16 protein-coding genes, 1 other RNA gene and 1 pseudogene are annotated in these 19,695 nt (G+C 54.9%); 13 read left to right on the top strand and 5 right to left on the bottom strand.

The genetic code is table 11. From position 1 onward, the window contains the following. Positions 1-8: 8 nt before the first annotated feature. Positions 9-278 (top strand): DUF4035 domain-containing protein, encoded by a 270-nt coding sequence (locus tag GNG27_RS17575; protein ID WP_156264393.1) that lies wholly within the window; start codon positions 9-11, stop codon positions 276-278. Between the two features lie 24 nt (positions 279-302). Here GNG27_RS17575 and GNG27_RS17570 read toward each other — a convergent pair whose 3' ends face one another. Further along, on the bottom strand, positions 303-722 hold the full coding sequence (locus tag GNG27_RS17570) for a hypothetical protein (protein WP_156264392.1): 420 nt from the start codon (positions 720-722) through the stop codon (positions 303-305). A 92-nt stretch (positions 723-814) separates the two neighbouring features. On the opposite strand from GNG27_RS17570, the gene GNG27_RS17565 reads away from it, so the two are divergent. The 10 genes and pseudogenes from GNG27_RS17565 to GNG27_RS17525 all read left to right on the top strand — a co-directional run bounded on the left by GNG27_RS17565 (position 815) and on the right by GNG27_RS17525 (position 15,441). Beyond that, the gene (locus GNG27_RS17565) at positions 815-4,336 is read left to right on the top strand and encodes a phage tail tape measure protein (RefSeq protein WP_156264391.1); all 3,522 of its coding nucleotides are present in this window, start codon (positions 815-817) and stop codon (positions 4,334-4,336) included. Between the two features lie 8 nt (positions 4,337-4,344). Next, complete coding sequence (locus GNG27_RS17560; protein ID WP_156264390.1) at positions 4,345-4,686, top strand: phage tail protein; 342 nt, start codon at positions 4,345-4,347, stop codon at positions 4,684-4,686. 52 nt (positions 4,687-4,738) lie between these two features. Beyond that, positions 4,739-5,476 (top strand): phage minor tail protein L, encoded by a 738-nt coding sequence (locus GNG27_RS17555; RefSeq protein ID WP_156264389.1) that lies wholly within the window; start codon positions 4,739-4,741, stop codon positions 5,474-5,476. Positions 5,477-5,478: 2 nt separating this feature from the next. Further along, entirely contained in the window at positions 5,479-6,225 is a 747-nt protein-coding gene (locus tag GNG27_RS17550) for a C40 family peptidase (RefSeq protein WP_156264388.1), read from the top strand. After that, positions 6,203-6,829, top strand: a complete 627-nt coding sequence (locus tag GNG27_RS17545) for a tail assembly protein (RefSeq protein WP_156264387.1) — start codon at positions 6,203-6,205, stop codon at positions 6,827-6,829. The genes GNG27_RS17550 and GNG27_RS17545 overlap by 23 nt, the downstream gene beginning before the upstream one ends. A 53-nt stretch (positions 6,830-6,882) precedes the next feature. After that, positions 6,883-9,346 (top strand): annotated as a pseudogene (locus tag GNG27_RS23775) (host specificity protein J); the annotation flags it as partial. 23 nt (positions 9,347-9,369) lie between these two features. Continuing rightward, positions 9,370-11,817, top strand: a complete 2,448-nt coding sequence (locus GNG27_RS23915) for a DUF1983 domain-containing protein (RefSeq protein WP_370462899.1) — start codon at positions 9,370-9,372, stop codon at positions 11,815-11,817. 64 nt (positions 11,818-11,881) lie between these two features. Beyond that, positions 11,882-13,642 (top strand): pyocin knob domain-containing S74 family peptidase, encoded by a 1,761-nt coding sequence (locus GNG27_RS23765; protein WP_231600408.1) that lies wholly within the window; start codon positions 11,882-11,884, stop codon positions 13,640-13,642. Positions 13,643-13,751: 109 nt separating this feature from the next. Then, positions 13,752-14,171, top strand: coding sequence for a translesion error-prone DNA polymerase V autoproteolytic subunit (locus tag GNG27_RS17530; RefSeq protein WP_156264385.1), 420 nt, complete (start codon positions 13,752-13,754; stop codon positions 14,169-14,171). 1 nt (position 14,172) lies between these two features. Beyond that, positions 14,173-15,441 (top strand): Y-family DNA polymerase, encoded by a 1,269-nt coding sequence (locus GNG27_RS17525; protein WP_156264384.1) that lies wholly within the window; start codon positions 14,173-14,175, stop codon positions 15,439-15,441. Positions 15,442-15,667: 226 nt separating this feature from the next. On the opposite strand, the gene ssrA is transcribed toward GNG27_RS17525, so the two are convergent. After that, positions 15,668-16,031: a transfer-messenger RNA gene (ssrA, locus tag GNG27_RS17520) on the bottom strand. A 90-nt stretch (positions 16,032-16,121) separates the two neighbouring features. Next, positions 16,122-16,604 carry an SsrA-binding protein SmpB gene (gene smpB / locus GNG27_RS17515; protein ID WP_039030084.1) on the bottom strand — a complete coding sequence of 161 codons (483 nt, stop codon included), beginning with the start codon at positions 16,602-16,604 and terminating at the stop codon, positions 16,122-16,124. Between the two features lie 156 nt (positions 16,605-16,760). Here smpB and GNG27_RS17510 point away from each other — a divergent pair, with 156 nt between their 5' ends. Next, complete coding sequence (locus GNG27_RS17510) at positions 16,761-17,198, top strand: type II toxin-antitoxin system RatA family toxin (protein WP_197090537.1); 438 nt, start codon at positions 16,761-16,763, stop codon at positions 17,196-17,198. After that, on the top strand, positions 17,188-17,475 hold the full coding sequence (locus tag GNG27_RS17505; protein WP_156264383.1) for an RnfH family protein: 288 nt from the start codon (positions 17,188-17,190) through the stop codon (positions 17,473-17,475). Before GNG27_RS17510 ends, GNG27_RS17505 begins: the two co-directional genes overlap by 11 nt. 60 nt (positions 17,476-17,535) lie before the next feature. On the opposite strand, the gene bamE is transcribed toward GNG27_RS17505, so the two are convergent. Further along, positions 17,536-17,877 carry an outer membrane protein assembly factor BamE gene (bamE, locus tag GNG27_RS17500; protein ID WP_039030087.1) on the bottom strand — a complete coding sequence of 114 codons (342 nt, stop codon included), beginning with the start codon at positions 17,875-17,877 and terminating at the stop codon, positions 17,536-17,538. A gap of 151 nt (positions 17,878-18,028) precedes the next feature. After that, positions 18,029-19,690: a DNA repair protein RecN gene (gene recN / locus GNG27_RS17495; RefSeq protein WP_142486771.1), complete on the bottom strand. Its 1,662-nt coding sequence runs from the start codon at positions 19,688-19,690 to the stop codon at positions 18,029-18,031. Positions 19,691-19,695: the final 5 nt, after the last annotated feature.

Below are 19,695 nucleotides of genomic sequence, written 5' to 3'. Positions count from 1 at the left end.
TCTTCCTTATGACGCTGGCGCTCCGCATGGGGCGTACGCTCGATGAGCTTAAGCAAACCCTGACGGCCAGGGAGCTGCGCATGTGGATCGAGTTTGACCGCATCAATCCCATTAGCGATCGGCGCGGCGATATTCAGGCGGCGCAGATTTCCGCTGCCGTGCTTAACTCGCAGGGTGCGAAGGTCAGTATGGAGGATTTGATTCTCCAGTGGAATATGCCCGAACAGGAAAATAGCAGTGCCGGGCTGGAGGGGTTCTTTGCGGGGCTGGCTGGCTAGTTGCCAATTAATCGATCCAATCTTTTACGTTAGCTGAGAAAAAATAAAAATGACGAAGCCAACCAAAATTATAGCACCTATCATTTTGCCTATATTTTCTGCGGCCTGCTCTGTGCTTTGGTTTTCTTTGTTAATTTCCGCAGTTTTCTCATTAATGGTTGCTGTAATCACGTCAAACTCTTCAGCGAGGGTATTATAGATAGAAATCTGAGCTTCTTCCGGTTCGTTTTCAAAAAAATCATTAATGGCGTCATTACTTTCCAAAGTTGCTATATGGGTGTTCTCACCTATTGAGGATATATAATCAAAATAGTCACATTGTGTTTTGGCAAGCGCTCTGATTCTAGAACGAATCGGTTTATAAATTAATAATCCATCATCTCTTTCTTTAATTTCATAATAATCTTCCGGGTGTCCTGGAACTTCAAAATTCAAACTTAGCATCAATATCTCCAGAAATACGTTAAAAATGTCCTGTTTCCCGCTTCCTGCTACGGACTGAATGTTAAAAAATTCTCTATCAGAAGGTGCAAGAGATGGCTGCTCTACGCGAGCTAATAATCAAAATATCCGCAAACTCTCAATCTTTCCAATCTGAGATTGCTCGTGCCTCGCGCATGGGTTCGGATTACTACCGCACCATGCAGAATGGTAGCAGGCAAGCTGCAGCGTCCGCAAAGGAAGGCGAAAAGGCTTTAGCGGAGCTAACAGATGGCTTCGCTAGCGCAGGCAGGGCCGCAGCTGCAGCTGGTGCTGCATTCGCGACAGGAAAATTAGTTCAGATCGCCGACGAATGGACCTCAGTTAATGCCCGTTTGAAACAGGCATCCAGCTCGACTGATGACTTCACTAACTCTCAGTTGCAGCTCATGCAGATTAGCCAACGAACCGGGACCGCGTTTTCTGATAACGCCAATCTCTTTTCACGCGCTGCGGCATCTATGCGGGAATTTGGTTACGACTCGGCGGATGTTTTGAGGGTAACCGAGGCAGTTTCTACTGGGCTGAAGATTTCAGGAGCCAGTGCAGAGGAGTCCGGATCCGTAATTACTCAGTTTAGTCAGGCGCTGGCGCAGGGTGTATTGCGTGGTGAAGAGTTCAACGCCGTCAATGAATCAGGCGATCGCGTTGTCAGGGCGCTGGCTGCTGGTATGGGCGTAGCTAGAAAAGATCTAAAAGCGATGGCCGATCAGGGTCAGCTGACCATTGATAAGGTTGTTCCTGCGATCGTTAGTCAGCTCGAAACGTTGCGCGGTGAATTTAGTTCAATGCCGCAAACTGTCTCCGGTTCGATGCAGAGGGTAACGAACTCCTTTATGGCATGGGTTGGAGGAGTAAATCAGGCAACTGGTGCAACGGCAGCATTGTCTGGTGGGTTAGATGGTCTCGCTGGTTTTCTTGATGGTCTGTCACGTTCAGCTGTAAGCGGCGCGCTGGATGACGTTGCCAATAATATGACGCTTGTTACTACTGCTGCCACTGGTCTGGTAGGTATTGGCCTGGCGAAATATCTTAGTGGCATTGTCACGAGTGCTACTGGTGCTACAGCTTCGTTGATATCCGCAGCAAAAGCTGAAGTTGCGTTAGCCGTAGCGCAAGAAAGAGCAGCACAATCATCGGTTGCAGCCTCTCGCGCCGATGTTTATCGGGCACAGCAGGCGCTGCAGTCTGCCCGCGGGGCTGATATTCAGGCTGCTCAGCAGGAAAAGATTGCTGTCGCAGAAGCAAAAGTTACTGCTGCACAGGCTCGCCTGACCGCAGCACTGGCCAGCGGAACTGCCACAGAAAAGGTGAGGGCACGTGCTGCGCTGGAAAGAGCCCAATCGGGATTGGCTGCCGCAAAGAATGCGGACGTACAGGCTGCCGCGGAGAGAAGGCTGGCATCCGCTCAGGCTGCACTAAAACGTAATCTTGACGGTAGAATCACCGCACAAAACAACTTAAATAGCGTTACTTCTGTCGGCACCCGGCTAATGGGCGGGGCGATGGGATTAATTGGCGGAGTGCCTGGTCTCGTCATGCTTGGTGCAGGCGCATGGTATGCCTTGTATCAAAGTCAGGAGCAGGCTCGCCAGTCTGCGCAAGAGTACGCCAAGCAGATAGATCAGATCAGAGAAAAAACCTCAACCATGTCTCTCCCTGATGTTGAGGAAAATCGTAAAAAAACAGTTGAGTCTCTGGCTGAGATAGACCGCCAGATTGCTGAACAGCACAAGAAAATTACACAAAAAGAAAAACAGGTTCGTGATCTCAATACATCAAGAGGTAAGCCCGGAATAACCGGAGAAAATGACCTCAATATAGTGCGTGCCATTACTATTGTTACGGGTGATTTAGCTGTTGAGGAAGATAAGCTCAATAACTTGCGGGAGCAGGCGCGGATTATCCAGCAGGCGTTAGCAGAAATTGAACGTCGCAGGACCGATCAGCTTCGCGAGCAGGCGTGGAAGCAAAACCAGGCATATCAATCGTTGCTGATGATGAATGGTCAGCATTCTGAGCTAAACAGACTGCTTTCGCTTGGTAATCAGCTTCTCTCTTCAAGAGGCGCGCTGGTCAATGCCCCTATGCGCCTCCCTCAGGCACCTGTGTCTACCCAGGATCAGCAAAGCCTCATTCAAAAGCAGCAGCAGGCAGAGCTTGCTGGATTAACCGGTCTTGCCAGGATCCGCAAGCAGGCGCAATTTGACCTTGAAAAAATGGGCCGCACCGGCCCTGAAAACTCTACATATGCTGCGGATTATGTAAAGGCGGCCGAAGCAGAGTACAACAATGCGCAGCGAGTTGCTGACGCTCAAAGGTCTCAGGCAGATGCTACACGAGATGCAGGCAAGGCCGCTCGTGAGGCAGCGCAAACAGCCGAGCAGTACAGCAGAAAAATGGCTGATCTGAGCATTGCTACCGAAGTACAAAAAGTTCGTGCTACTCAGGGCGAGCAGGCTGCCGAATTATTTGCCGCGTCTCATGAAAGCGGCACCAAGTGGAGCGAAGAGCAGCGCAAATCCATTGAAGCTGGCGCTGTGGCGCTGGCCCAGTGGTCACAAAAAGCCGACGAGGCGGTACGCAAACACCGTGAGATGACCGACGCGCTTAAGGATCTCAAAGACGCTGCACGCCGGTATCAGGATGAAACAGTACTGAATGCTAAAACATCAGGGATGGGGAGTCGTGATCAGGATCACTACCGTGAACGGCAGGAAGTAGAGCGAGTCTTTGATAAAACGGATAAAGGTGCAGAGGCTGTAGCTGCCCGCGCTTCGGCGCTCGATACGCTTGATAAAAAATATCAACAGGCTAAAGCCAGCGAACTGGACTGGCGGGCTGGCGTCAGTGCGGGTCTTGCTGACTGGATGGATAATGTCAGCAATATCGCGGGCACGGTTTCACAGGGTATTACCTCTACTATGGACAGCGCTCTGGGTAACGTAGCTTCTATGCTTGTTCGCGGAAAAGCAGACTGGAAAGAGTGGGGCCTGTCTGCAATGGAGATGATCGCGAAGGTCAGCCTGCAGATGGCAGCAGTAAGCGCGTTGGGCGGCTCTTCTTCCTCGGGGATTCTGGGCACACTGGCCAGCAGCGTGGCGGGAGCGTTTGGCGGAGGTGCCGCTGCTGGCGCAACACCATCGGGGGCTTATACCGCCGCTGCGGGCTCGCTCACATTCAACGCTAAAGGTGGAGTATACGACTCTCCTTCTCTCAGTGCGTTCAGTAACAGCATTGTGGATACGCCGACATTCTTCGCCTTTGCTAAAGGAGCGGGTGTCATGGGCGAGGCGGGGCCGGAGGCGATCATGCCGCTGACCCGTGCCGCTGATGGGTCGCTGGGTGTGCGGGCTGTATCTTCAGGCGTGAATAATGCAACAGGTTATGGCAATACAGTCATCAATGTTCACGCCCCGGTCAACATTACCCAGGATGGTTCTGCAGGTGAAATCAGTAACGCCAATACCGCCAATACCGCCAGTACCGCACGACAGCTCGAAGGTATTGTCCAGCAAACCCTTACCGATCGCCTGAGGAAAGAAATATCGCCAGGCGGCATCCTCTATCGCCGCTAAGGAGCAATATGGCAATCGACACTTTTACATGGTGCGTCCGCATAGGGCCCACTGGAGCAAATACTGTGGCCACGCTTCAGGCGCAGTTTGGCGACGGCTATAAGCAGGTGGCTGGCAATGGGATCAACTCTGATGCCGAAACCTGGAATCTGGCATGCAATGGCGATGTGGCGACGATGAAGAAAGTGCGCGATTTCCTTCTGAGCCATGTGATCAAATCGTTCTGGTGGGTAAACCCGTGGGGCGAGCAGAAGCTATACCGGGTTAAAGCTGATTCTGTCAGCCCAACTTTTCCCCACGGTGGCTTTGTAGAACTGTCATTTGTGTTTGAGCAGGCCTTCGGGCCTTAGTTATTCCTCCTTTTCCAGGGCCGCTTGCGCGGCCTTTTTTTATGGGCTGAATATGAGCTTTACGAACGACGTACAGAAACTGGAACCGGGTGAACTGATACAGCTCATCGAGATCGACGGCACCGAATTTGGCATGGATACCATTTTGCGCTTCCATGCCCACAATATTGCTACTGCAGGCTGGGCTGCATTCGCGGCTGACAACCTCCCTGCCATTATCTGGCAGGGTCAGCAGTACGACCCTTACCCTTACGAGCTGAAAGGTCTGGAGCTGTCCAGCACCGGGGCGCAGCCCACACCCACGCTTTCCGTGTCGAACGTCGGCAACTATGTGACGGCGCTGTGCCTCGAGTATGACGATCTGGCGAGGGCAAAGGTGAAGATCCACACCACGCTGGCGAAATACCTCGACGCAGCCAACTGGACAGCCGGCAACCCGAACGCCAGCCCGGCGGACGAGCGCGTGCAGCTTTTTTACGTTAACGCCAAAACAGCTGAAACGCGGGTGCAGGTCGACTTTGAACTCTGCTCACCCTTTGACATCCAGAACCTGCAGTTGCCCACCCGTCAGATCACGCCGGTCTGCACCTGGTGCACGCGCGGCTGGTACCGCACCGGTACCGGGTGTGACTACAACGGGAACCGTTATTTTCTCAAGGACGGCACTCCCACCGATAACCCGGCGCTGGATATGTGCGGCGGCCTGATGCCGGACTGCGAAGCGCGGTTCGGGGCCGGCAACCCGCTGCCGTTTGGCGGCTTCCCGGCGGCAAACCTACAGGGTAAATAACCATGCGAAAAAAACTGATGGATGCGATCCGCGCCCACGTCTGCGCGGAATATCCGAAAGAGGCCTGCGGCGTGGTGGTGCAGGCCGGGCAGGCGCAGCAGTACATTCCATGCCGGAATATTTCAGCAATGCCCACTGAGGCCTTCACAATCTCGCCGGAGGATAAGCTCGCCGCGTCGGAGCGGGGTGAAATCATTATGGTTATCCACTCCCATCCGGATGTGGTGCAGCTTGTGCCCTCCGAAATGGACAGGGTGCAGTGCGACTGGTCCGGGGTGGAGTGGGGCATCATGAGCTGGCCGGACGGGGACTTCTGCACGCTGGCGCCACGTGAGGACCGGGACTACGCCGGGCGGCGCTGGGTGCTGGGTTTTGCCGACTGCTGGGCACTGATCCGGGAGTGGTACCAGCGTGAGCATGGTATTACCCTCGGTGATTACTCGGTACCGTACGAATGGTGGGAGCACGGCGAAAATCGCTACGACGATAACTGGGAGACAGAAGGCTTTATCCAGGTGGACCCGGCTGATATGCGTCCCGGCGATATGATCATGATGCGCGTACAGGCTCAGGTAACCAACCACGCGGCCGTTTACCTCGGTCACCACGAGCACCAGTACAATATCATGCTGCACCATAATTTCGGCAGCCTGTCTGCCCGGGTGCCGTACGGCAAGTATTACCGCGACCGCACCGTTCGTGTGGTCCGGCACAGGGAGTTGATGAATGCTGAAGACACTGATTCTTGAAGGCCGCATGGCGAAAAAATTCGGCCGCGAGCACAAATTTCACGTTGAGGATCTGCGCGAGATGCTGCGCGCCATGTGCAGCCAGGTTCCCGGTTTTAAACGCTACCTGTCAGAAGGGCATATGCAGGGGATCCGCTTTGCCTTCTTCAATGGAAAAAACAACATCGGCCTCGACGAGTTCGACATGACCCGCGGCGGTGCTGTTTATCGTATTTCAGCCATTACCGAGGGCGCAAAGCGCGGCGGCGTGCTGCAGATCGTTATCGGGGCAGTGGCGCTCGTGGCCGCGTATTTTACCGCGGGTGCTTCTTTTTCTGCGTGGGCTGCTGCAAACGGAATCAGCGCTGCAGCAGTAACTGCCTCGTCTACGGCCCTTGCGGGGATCGGTCTGTCTATGTCGCTTGGCGGCGTAGTGCAGATGCTGACACCCCAGCCAAAATACAACGTCGGCGCTTCCTCCAGTACGGACAACAAACCCAACTACGCCTTTGGCGCGCCGGTGAACACCGTGGCTGTGGGTTATCCGGTCCCCGTTCTTTTTGGTGAGCGCGAGATCGGCGGGGCAGTCATCAGCGCGGGGATCTTCTCCAGCGACCAGCAGTAAATTTTATTGTCAGCTACAGGCCACCTCCGGGTGGCTTTTTTTATGGGTGAAATATGCGACTTCTCGAAGATGAAACCCTTATTCAGGGACGTAAAGGCGGTGGCGCTAAACAGCACACTCCTGTTGAGGATCCGGATGACCTGCTGTCGACAGCAAAATTAAAAATGCTGCTGGCGATTGCTGAAGGTGAAATCCAGGGCGAACTGACGGCGCAGAACATCTTCCTCAACGACACTCCGCTGGCGAACGCCGACGGCAGCTACAATTTCACCGGCGTGAAGTGGGATTTTCGCCAGGGTACCCAGGATCAGACCTATATTCAGGGATTGCCAGAGGTCGACAACGAAATGTCGGCAAACGTGACAGTCACCACCACCGCGCCATGGACACGCCAGTTCTCTAACCTGATGCTGGATGCCGTGCGTATTAAGCTGAGCCTGCCCGTACAGTACACCTATAAAGACAACGGCGATATGGTCGGCACGGTCACGGAGTACGCCGTCGATCTCTCGACTGATGGTGCTGCCTGGCAGACGGTGGTTAACGGCAAATTCGACGGAAAGACAACCACGGAATACCAGCGCGATATCCGCATTGACCTGCCAGCGGCCACTACCGGCTGGGCTGTGCGGGTGCGTCGCATCACGCCTGATTCCGTGGGTAACTCAAAACTGATAAACGCCTTCAGGGTGTTCTCGTTCGCTGAGGTGATCGACAGCAAGTTACGCTATCCCAATACAGCGCAGCTGTACATCGAGGTCGATGCCAGCCAGTTTACCAGTGGCGCGCCGAAGGTGACCTGCAGGCCGAAGGGCAAACTGGTACGCGTGCCGGACTCTTACAATCCGGTTACGCGGACCTACAGCGGCACCTGGTCGGGCGGTTTCAAAATGGCCTACACCAACAACCCGGCCTGGATATTTTACGATCTGGTGCTGGATGAGATTTATGGCATGGGTACCCGCATCGATGCAGGCATGATCGATAAGTGGGAGCTGTATGCCATTGCGCAGTACTGTGACCAGCGGGTGTCGAACGGGGCGGGCGGTACTGAGCCGCGCTTTACCTGCAACGTTTATATCCAGAGCCAGCAGGATGCCTACACCGTTCTCAGCGATCTGGCTGCTGTATTCCGGGGGATTACCTTCTGGGGTAACGACCAGATTTACGTGCGTGCGGATGTGCCGCAGGATGAGGTCGATTTTACCTATCATGCCTCGAACGTGATCGACGGACTGTTTACCTACGGCGGCGGCAGCTACAAAAACCGCTACTCATCTGCGCTGGTGTCCTGGTCGGATCCTCAGAACCACTACAGCGACACCACAGAGAGTGTCTATGATTCCGACCTGGTGAAACGGTACAAGGTTAACCAGATGTCGATGACAGCGATCGGCTGTACATCCCAGAGTGAGGCGCACCGCCGGGGCCGCTGGGCACTGCTGTCTAATGCGCGCGACGGAACGGTGTCATTTGGCGTGGGGCTGGACGGTTATATTCCCCTGCCTGCGGAAATTATCGGTATCGCGGATCCGTTCCGTGCCGGCAGGCAGAACGGCGGCCGTATCCGGGCGGTGAGCGGGCGTAACGTCACGCTTGATCGCCCCGTTGATTACGCAGCCGGCGATCGCCTGGTGGTCAACCTGCCGGACGGCAAGGCGCAGACGCGGACAATCGCGTCCGTCAGCGCGGACAAACAGACGGTGACGGTCACGACCCCCTTCAGGCTGCCGCCTGAGTCCGGCGCAGTGTGGGCCATCGACAGCGACAACCTGGCTATTCAGTATTTTCGTGTGACATCCATCCGGGCGAACGACGACAGCAACGGTGGTTTCACGATCACCGCGGTTCAGCATGACCCGAATAAATATCGCTATATCGATGACGGTGTGCGCATTATCCCGGCGCCGGTCACCGTCACGCCGGTAAATGTTCTGCCGGCACCGAAAAACATCATCCTCAGCGAAACCGACCACATCGAGCAGGGGCTTACCGTTGCCACCATGAATGCTTCCTGGGATCGGGTGGAAGGCGCTATCCGGTACCAGGCGCAATGGCGCAAGGATAATGGCGACTGGATAAACGTCCCGGTGAGCAGCGCCCAGGGATTTACGGTGCAGGGGATTTACACCGGGAGTTATGACGTGCGGGTGCGGGCGCTTAACGCCCAGGATTCAAGCTCGCCGTGGGGTTATGCTGACACCACCTATCTTACGGGCAAAAACGGCAGGCCGGGAACGCCGCAGGCTCTGGCCGCCACGGACGATGTCGTCTGGGCTATCGATATCACCTGGGCTTTCCCGGATGGATCAGGTGATACGGCATATACCGAGCTTCAGCGCGCCACCACGGAAGACAAGGCTAACCCGCAATTACTGGCGCTGGTGCCGTATCCGGCCACGAATTACCAGCATGGCCCGATGCTGGCGGGCGTCAGTCAGTGGTACCGTGCGCGGCTGGTGGATCGTATCGGTAACACCGGCGACTGGACGGAATGGGCGGCAGGTCAGTCCAGCTCTAACGCCGGTGATTATCTCGACATGATTGGCGACACGATTGAACAGACCGAGGGCTATAAAAACCTCGTGTCGGACATTGCGGACCTGGGTGAAGATATCCAGTCAGCGCGCGACGACATCAGCACAGTCACAACAGAGTCGGCGGCGACCAAAGCGGGCCTGGCGAAGGAGATCACGGACCGTAAGAAAGCCATCGCCGACGAGGCAGCGGCCCGCGGCCAGGCGCTACTGACCGAGAAGAACGAGCGCGTCGCGGATATCAGCAACGTCAACCAGACGATTCAGACCACCACCGAATCGCTGGCACAGCAGATTGCGCAGGTGTCGGCGGGGACCGGTTCTCAGTTCGATCCGGCCAAAATCTGGTACTTCGATTCGACTGCGGAGGGCTGGTCCGGCAACGGCACGCCAACCATTGTTAACGGCTGGTTGCGCCCTGCCAACCACGCATCGGACCCATACGTTGCTTCTCCTGCGACGCTGGGCATTACAGCAGCTGCGTATCGCTTTCTGAAGCTGCGTATCAGGAAAGTGGGAGCGCCTGCATGGGCGGGGGAAATCCGCTGGCGCAATGCGGCCAGTTTCAACGAAACCAACCGCTTCGTGGTGGCCGAACCGGCGTATAACGCCGACGGCGTTGCCACGCTGGAATGCGACGATATCCCCTGGCTGGCCGAGACGACGATTAACCAGATTCGGCTGGACCTTTCCAGTAAACAGGACGCGACAAACTATTTCCTGATTGACTGGGTGGCGATTGGGCGGCCAACGCCGGGAGCCGGGATGGCGGCGCTGCAGCAGGAAACGGCGGCGCGCGTATCGGGTGACCAGGCGGAAACCACGGCGCGCGAGACACTGGCGACGCAGCTCCGGGGCGGCTATACCGGTGACGACCCGTCAAAACTGGCATCGGGTCTGCTGTACACCGAACGCCAGGCGCGTATCACCGCGCAGGAAGCGGAGGTGACAGCGCGAACTCAGCTGGAATCAACCGTTAACGCCAACAAAGCCAGCGTGACGCAGGAACTGGCAACGCTGACGACGGAGCAGGAGGCGCAGGCCACCACGCTGTCGGGCCTGCAGACCACCGTCGGGAAAAATACCGGCGATATCACGCGCATAGATAAAGCCGTCGCTGATAACAACAAGGCGCAGACCACCGCGCTGGCTGCGGTGAAGGCCACCACTGACCAGAACACGGCGGACATCAGCTCTGAAACCACGGCCCGTACGGATGGTGACAGCGCGCTGGGTCGCCGCATCGATACGTTGAAAGTTGATGTGGATGGCAATACCGCAAGCCGTGACGCAGGCATCATCGGTAACATCACCAACGCGCTTGCCAACTTCACCGCATTCTCGGATCAGCGTGTCACGTTTGCTGTAGCCGACATGAAAGCGATGGCTGAGATCACCTACGTCAGGAAGACCTCTGCAGACGCCACAAGCGCCGTTGCGGAGCAGGTCACCACGCTTAAGGCCACGGTTGAAACCAATGGACAGACCAACGCTGCCGCGATTACACGAATTGATCGGACGGTTGCGGATCTGGAGAGCGCAACGGCGACCAGCATTCAGCAGGTCACGGCTGCGATCGGTGATACCAACGCCAATGTCCAGACGACCAGCCAGGCTGTTGCTGACATCAACGGCAAGCTCTCGGCCCAGTGGGGCGTTAAAGTCCAGGTGGAGGCGAACGGCATCAAGCGCATCGCGGGTATCCAGCTGGGCATTGATGCCACAGGCTCCTCTAATTTCCTTGTCAGCGCCGATACGTTCGCGGTGTATAACCCGACTACTACCGGGCAGGAGCTGGTGTTTGCGGCTACCGGCGGGCAGATGTTTTTGCGATCGGTATTCATCCAGGACGGATCCATCGACAACGGCAAGATCGGCAATTACATCCAGTCCAGTACCTGGGACGGAACGGGAAATGTCGGCTGGCACATCAATAAATCCGGTTATGCAGTGTTTAACAACGTTACTGTTCGCGGGACCATTTATGCCACTGACGGGAGTTTTAAAGGAAAAGTCGAGGCAACCAGCGGGAGCTTCAGGGGTACGGTCGAGGCGACGTCTTTTATTGGGGACGTGGCGAACGTGGGCATTGCGCCGGACGCTGCTGTTTCAGGTGCAGGCACAGCTTCAAGTTCAATAACCTTTACTGATTCCTCCTCTTCACCGCTGGATAAATCTGCCTTGCTTGAAGCCATGGTATTTGTGTCTTCTACATCTGGCACCACGACGGTCGCCATCACCCTCAACATCAACGGTAATGTCCGTGACATGGGAGCTATCAGCGTGCCGTCCGGGACTGGAGGACTATGGATAGCCGTGCGTCACGCTGTACGTAACCTCACGGCCAACGTCATTACAGGCAATATAACGGTTAGTGGAACCGGGACGGCAAGTAAGCGTATTGCCGCTCCAACATTAACCATCACCCGCGGTACCGGCTCCTTCTCCTGACCCTTATAACCTCAGACCATAACACCCGGCTTCGGCCGGGTTTTTCATTTTAAGGACACCTTGAATGGCTACGATTGATGACAACTTAGCGAAAGCGGTTACGGAAGCGCTACGTCAGGCACAAATTGATATTTCCAACCAGGACAAATTGCTGGTGGGCCCTGGCGACGTGACACTTACACGGGCAGACGGTACTACGTTCACCGGTCCGTCATGGCCGAAGATGGCTGGCCAGACAAATGCCGCTATACAGTGGCGCGGTGCATTACCATCAAATGCCAACCTTAACACCTATGGTCCAACTGCTTCTTATGTTGGACAGTGGCATTTTGGAGTAGCTGGCGCACTTACTGCCAATGGATTCCCGGAAGACAGCGCGCAGGGTATTTTTGAAGTTTTCAATGGTGGCCCATACCTGGGAAGCCAGCGCTTCACTACAAAAAGCGGCAATATGTACTACCGCAACCTTTCAGGCTCATGGAATGGAGTTGATGGCCCGTGGAGCGCCTGGCTTCCTGTGGGATATTGTTCGATGCCTGGTACTTTCTCTGGAGATATGAATACGCTGGTAAGCCCTGGCTTGTGGTCGATAAATACCACTGTCACTAATGGGCCAACAGTCTCAGGCACTCCGATAGTCGGCGTCTGTGAGGTAATTTTACGCAACTCCAGCAGCACGGTGTTACAGCGGTTTACCAATATGACATCGAGCGCTTCATATTATAACTACACATGGCAGCGAACCCTTTACGGCACGACCTGGTCGCCGTGGGAACTGTTGGGAACAAAGGCGTTGAATGACATGGGGATCGGCATTCCGGTTCCTATGGTTTCCACCATGGATTGGCAGACGTTTAACTTTATTCCCGGCGCTCAGCACGTTTGCCTGCCGTCAAACCAGACGAACATCCCTGCCGGATTGACGTACGTATCAACCACTGCGCCTACCAACATTAACGTGCTTGGCGGCAGGGGGAACACCACCGCACTAATTTTGATGGTCACGCAGTTCACGACCGCTTCTACGGCGAAAAGCTATTTTATCGTGGTGTCGGGCACATCCCCGGCGCGAACCTTCACAATTTATGAGAACTTCACATCAGCCAGTACGATCCCTATCGCCAACGGTGGCACAGGCTCATCATCTCCATTTGGTACGACTGCCGGCACATTCGCGCAGGGCAACGACTCACGACTCAATACGATTAACGGTAAGTCTGGCGGTACTGTTAAGGGCGATTATATTGTTCTCGATAATACTTACGGGCACTCAACGCAACTTATGACTTATAACCCTGGGTCAGCAGGTACGCATTTCGGCGGAATGCTGATGAAAAGGCCAAACTCGCAGGGTTATATACTTTCTCAATACTCATCATCAGATTACGAGGTATCGTCTGTAACCATCGGTATCGATGGCCCTAGCGGAAACGTCTCTTGGGTATTCAATCGGAATGGTCAGGCCGTGGGCAACTGGCAACCACCATCCGATCAACGAATTAAAGACAATATCAAACGTATCGCCGATCCGTTAACTGCAATGCGCTCAATATCCGGTTGCGAATGGGATCGCCTGGATAATGGGCTTCATGGATATGGGTTCATTGCTCAGGAAGTTGAAGTGCTTTTCCCGCAAGCTGTAACAGTGGCGGGTGATATCAAGCTGAGCGATGGCTCCGTTATTGAGGAAGCGAAAACGGTCGATACGTTTGGCCTCTCGGCCGCGCTGCATCATGAAGCTATTCTCGCTCTTATGGATACTGTCGAAGACCTCACTGCGCAGATCTCCCAACTGAAGTCTGAAATCCAGGCGCTGAAATCGTAACGGCATCAGGATGTTCAGCAGTAATTATCAATAGGCATAGCCACTTTGCGATTTACTCCTCCTGAAACTACTGTATATAAAAACAGTATAAAATCAGGAGTGGTTGTTTATGGAATTTTACACGCCAGCAGATTTGCGCGGCATTGTCGCGCTACCGCTTTACGGGAGTCTTGTTCAGTGCGGATTTCCGTCCCCGGCGGCGGATTATGTTGAGCAGCGCATCGATTTAAACGAACTGATGATCCAGCATCCCAGTGCAACATATTTTGTTAAAGCGGCGGGTGACTCAATGATCGAGGCTGGCATCAGTGATGGTGATTTGCTGGTGGTGGACAGTTCCAGGATTGCTGAACATGGCGACATAGTAATCGCCGCGGTAGGAGGGGAATTTACCGTAAAGCGCCTTCAGTTGCGTCCGACGGTGCAGCTCAACCCGATGAACAGCGTCTACTCGCCGATCATGGTGGGTAGTGAGGACACGCTGGATATATTCGGCGTGGTGACATACATCGTGAAGGCGACCAGCTGATATGTTTGCCCTAGTGGATGTAAACAGCTTTTATGCTTCGTGCGAAACGGTGTTCAGACCCGACTTAAAGGGTAGGCCTGTCGTCGCGCTTTCGAATAACGACGGGTGCGTTATCGCCCGCAGTGCTGAGGCCAAGCAAATTGGCATAAAGATGGGCGAGCCCTTCTTTAAACAGCGGGAATTATTCCGGCGTTATAACGTCGCCACCTTTTCCAGCAACTACGAGCTGTATGCGGATATGTCGAACCGGGTGATGACTACGCTAGAGCTCATGTGCCCCCGCGTGGAAATTTACAGTATTGATGAGGCATTTTGTGACCTGACAGGAGTGAGGAACTGCCGGAACCTGGAGGATTTTGGCCGGGAGATCCGCGCTACTGTTTTACGTAATACACATCTCACGGTAGGGATTGGCATCGCGAAAACCAAAACCCTGGCGAAGCTCGCTAACCATGCCGCGAAGAAGTGGCAGCAGCAGACTGGTGGCGTGGTCGATTTGTCGAATCTCGATCGCCAGCGCCGGCTGATGTCGCTCGTTCCCGTGGAGGATGTCTGGGGGGTTGGGCGGCGGATCAGCAAAAAACTGATTGCTATGGGTATCACCAATGCATGCCAGCTGGCGGATACACCAGCCTGGGTAATCCGGAAACACTTTAATGTGGTGCTCGAGCGAACCGTGCGGGAGTTGCGCGGCGAACCATGCCTGGAGCTTGAGGAGTTTGCGCCATCGAAACAGGAGATTGTTTGCTCACGTTCGTTCGGTGAGCGGGTAACGGAATACGAGCAGATGCACCAGGCGATCTGCAGCCATGCAGCGCGCGCTGCGGAGAAACTGCGCGGTGAGCACCAGTACTGCAGGTATATTTCCGCTTTCGTGAAAACCTCACCATTCGCGCTCAATGAGCCGTACTACGGGAATAGCGTATCCGTGAAACTGCTGACGCCAACTCAGGACACTCGCGACATAATCAATGCCGCGGTGCGCTGCCTGGATAACATCTGGCGTGAAGGCCACCGGTACCAGAAAGCGGGCGTAATGATTGGTGACTTTTTCAGTCAGGGTGTTGCGCAGCTGAACCTGTTCGACGACGCTGCACCACGGCATAACAGCGAGAAACTGATGGAGATTCTTGATCGTCTCAACGCGAAGGACGGAAAGGGGACTTTGTTTTTTGCCGGGCAGGGAATACAGCAGCAGTGGCAGATGAAGCGGGAAATGTTGTCGCCGCGCTACACGACCAGATTTTCTGATTTGCTGATTGTTCGCTGAAGGAGAGTAACTTGGGGGATTTTATGCCTCAACAGCACAGACGCGGATGATGGGCCGGTGTAAAAGGTTCTCAAAAAAAAGCCCGCATCAGCGGGCTTCTTATCACTCGGGAGCCGCGGCTCCTTTGCGTATCCTTTTTTGTCCCCTCACCGTCTGGTCGGTGTCCTGCTGAGACTGCTAACTTCCTGTTATTGCTAGTGATGTCCTATCACTGTCCAATCATGATTGGTGGAGCTGGCGGGAGTTGAACCCGCGTCCGAAATTTCTACATCCTCGGTACTACATGCTTAGTCAGTCTTTACATTCGCACGCCAGCTGCGGACAGACACGCCACTAACGAACTAGCCTGATTAGTTTTAACACTTCAGCCCCAGGCAGGACATCCATGCGATCTCTTTTGGGTTTGACCTCTCTTTGATCCCCGTCTTAAGAGCGGAAGCTAGGGAGAGAGGGCTCTTAGCAGGTTATTAAGCTGCTAAAGCGTAGTTTTCGTCGTTTGCGACTATTTTTTTGCGGCTTTTTACGAGGCAAACCGCCCCTCGGCATGCACCTTGGGTTTCGCAAATCCCGTCGAATCCAGAATCAGCCCCAATAGTGTTACAGCAAGTATACCAGAATTATCAGCCCGGATACCAGTCCGGAACGCTAACTTATTGAATCGCTCAATAAGTATCCGGAAATTAACGGCCTGCGTGCTTCATGATGCGCGCTTTATCGACCTGCCACTCGCGATCCTTGGCATCGTTACGTTTGTCGTGCTGCTTCTTACCTTTCGCCACGCCGATTTTCACTTTGCACCAGGCGTTCTTCCAGTACAGCGACAGGGCGAGCACGGTATAACCTTCGCGATTGATTCGTCCGAAGAGGGAATCCAGCTCGCGCTTGTTCAGCAGCAGCTTACGGGTGCGGGTGGGATCGCAAACGTAGTGAGAAGAGGCGACCGTCAGCGGCTGAAAGTTTGCTCCAAACAGAAAAGCTTCGCCGTCTTTGAAGATCACGTAGCTGTCACCGATGTTGGCTTTTCCCGCACGCAGCGATTTAACTTCCCAGCCCTGCAGCGCAAGGCCAGCTTCGAATTCTTCTTCAATGAAATACTCGTGGCGGGCACGCTTGTTGAGCGCAATGGTTGCCGAGCCAGGTTTATGTGCTTTTTTCTTCGTCATAAGTGTCGTGAAGCCGTAGGTAATCTGATGTCAAAAAGTCACCTCATTGCGTCCTGTGAGGTCTAACGCGCTATATTAGCACGAGATGAGGCTCAGCGTTTTTTTAACAGGTGATAAATGTTATTATTTGTTGGTTGTTTGATCAGGAAAAATGTTATGCCTCAGATTAGTCGTACTGCGCTTGTCCCCTACAGTGTGGAACAGATGTACCAGTTAGTGAATGACGTTCAGTCATATCCGCAGTTTATCCCGGGATGTACCGGGAGCCGCGTGCTGGACTCAGGCCCGACGCAAATGACGGCAGCGGTGGATGTCTCCAAAGCCGGGATCAGCAAAACCTTTACCACCCGCAATACGCTGACCGATAACCAGAGTATTCTGATGCATCTGGTGGATGGGCCCTTCAAGAAACTGATGGGCGGATGGAAGTTTGTCCCGCTCAGTGCCGATGCCTGTCGGATCGAGTTTCATCTCGACTTTGAGTTTACCAACGCCCTGATTGAGCTGGCATTTGGACGCGTATTTAAAGAACTGGCGGCGAATATGGTTCAGGCCTTCACGGTGCGCGCTAAAGAGGTCTACAGTGCCGGCTAACATCGTGGTGGAAGTAGCCTACGCGCTGCCGGAAAAGCAGTATCTGCAGCGCGTAACCCTGGAAGAGGGCGCCACCGTTGAAGAGGCGATCCGTGCCTCTGGCCTGCTGACACTGCGCAGCGATATCGATCTGGCGAAAAACAAAGTCGGGATTTACAGCCGTCCGGTCAAACTGGGAGACAGCGTCAAGGACGGCGATCGGGTTGAGATCTATCGCCCGCTGATTGCCGACCCGAAAGAGCTACGTCGCCAGCGTGCGGAGAAGTCCGCAAAATAAACTGGTTACTGATAAAACAAAAAAGGTGCTCAATGAGCACCTTTTTGCGTTTCTGAAACCTTACTCTTTGGTGAGCGCCGGTTTGTTGTCGATGTTGGTCAGCACGCCGCTGCTGTTGAAGGTCAGCGTAAGAGTCTGCTGGGACACGTCTTCATGGCCAGGCTTCTGGCGGAACACGTAGAACCAGGTGTTAGTGCCGAACGGATCGGACATCATCGGCGTGCCCAGGGCATAGGCAACCTGCTGCTGCGTCATACCGACACGGATTTTAGACACATCGTTAGGAGCGAGATAGTTCCCCTGGTTGATGTCAGGGCGGTAAACCACTTTTTCCAGAGTGGAGCAGCCTGCGGTCATCATCAGAAGAACCGCTGCGGCAGCGGTCAGCGTTTTACAGCGCATAGTGATTTGATTCCTTTTCGGGCCCGGGCAATACGCGACGGCTCATATGTAATATGCCGATGATAATAGACCTTTCACCACATTAAAACCTCTGGCGTCCGGTCTGTCGGCGTTTTTATTGTTCTGTATGACCCTGAGATACCGAAAAAGTTTAGGCAGCAAGCAGTTCTTTCGCATTCGCCAGCGTGTTGCGAGTGACTTCGCTGCCACCCAGCAGACGGGCCAGCTCCTGCAGACGGGCGCGTTTGTCCAGCGGCTGCATGTGCGTTTCGGTCATCTCACCGTCGGTTTCTTTGCTGACAAAGAAGTGATGATGGCCACATCCGGCAACCTGCGGCAGGTGGGTCACACACATGACCTGGGTGGATTCGCCAAGCTGACGCAGCAGTTTACCCACTACCGCCGCGGTCGGGCCGCTGATACCGACATCCACTTCATCGAAGATCAGCGCCGGGGTTTCCATTTTCTTCGCGGTGATCACCTGAATCGCCAGGGCGATACGCGACAGCTCACCGCCGGACGCAACGCGGGAGATAGCCTGCAGCGGCTGGCCCGGGTTGGTGGTCACACGGAACTCAATGCGGTCTGCGCCCTCTGCCGTCAGATGATTGGCCTCAAACTTCACGTCAATGGTGAAAACGCCGTGCGGCATCGACAGCAGATGCATGCTCTCCGTGATGTGCTGGCTGAGTTCCTGAGCGTAACGCTGACGGACATTGTGCAGCTGCGTGGCGGTTTGCATCGCCTGCTGGTGATGCACGCTAACTGCCAGAGAGAGGGTCTCCAGCGAGTCGGCCTGATCGTCGAGTTGATGCTGCTCATCAAGCAGGGACTGGTGGAAGGCAGGCAGTTCTTCTGGCGAAACGTGGTGCTTACGCGCCAGGGAAATTTGACGCGAAATGCGCTGTTCCAGCTCAAACAGGCGGTTTGGATCGAGATCAAGACGCTCGCAGTAGTGGCGCAGCTCGTCGCTGGCTTCGGAGATCTGAATCGCCGCCTCTTCCAGCATATCCAGCATGCCGGACACTTTGCTGTCCATACCCGCCAGTTCGGTCACGAGCTGGCGCACGGTGTAGAGCTGGCTTTGCAGATTCACATCCTCGCCGTCTGCCATTAAGTTCAGCGCCTGCTGGCTGGTGGAGAGCAGCTGACCGCTGTTGGCGAGGCGTTTGTACTCTTCGTCGATCTGCTCAAACTCGCCCGGCTGCGGGCTAAATTCGTTCAGCTCTTTCAACTGATAGGCCAGCAGTTCGGCGCGAGCCGCCCGCTCCTGGCTCTGCTGTTGATGCAGCGCCAGTTCACGGCAGCTTTGATGCCACTGACGATAGTGCGCTGCCATCAGCTGCATAAGGTCAGACTCACCGGCATAGCCGTCGAGTAATGACTTCTGCTGCTCAGGCTTGATCAGCTGCTGATGAGCGTGCTGCCCGTGGATCTGAATTAACAGCTGACCCAGCTCGCGTAGCTGGGAGAGCGGTACCGCGGTGCCGTTGATAAAGCCGCGGGAGCGGCCGTCGCTGCTAAGAACCCGGCGAAGTAAGCACTCACGTCCATCTTCGAGCTGGTTCTGTTCAAGCCAGCGCAGGGCGGCAGGCGTATCTTTCAGGGAGAAACGGGCGCAGAGATCGGCGCGGCTGGCGCCAGCGCGAACCATGTTGCCATCAGCACGACCGCCAAGGCACAGCCCGAGCGCATCAATCGCAATAGATTTACCGGCCCCGGTTTCTCCGGTGATAGCCGTCATGCCGCTGTTGAAATCAATTTCGAGCTCACGAACGATGGCGAAGTTGCTGATGGTCAGTTGTGCCAGCATAAACG

This window comes from Leclercia sp. 119287 (assembly GCF_009734485.1).
Taxonomy (GTDB): Bacteria; Pseudomonadota; Gammaproteobacteria; order Enterobacterales; family Enterobacteriaceae; genus Enterobacter; species Enterobacter adecarboxylatus_C.
Note: the sequence above shows the minus strand (reverse complement) of the source record. Positions and strands in the feature narration are given on the sequence as shown.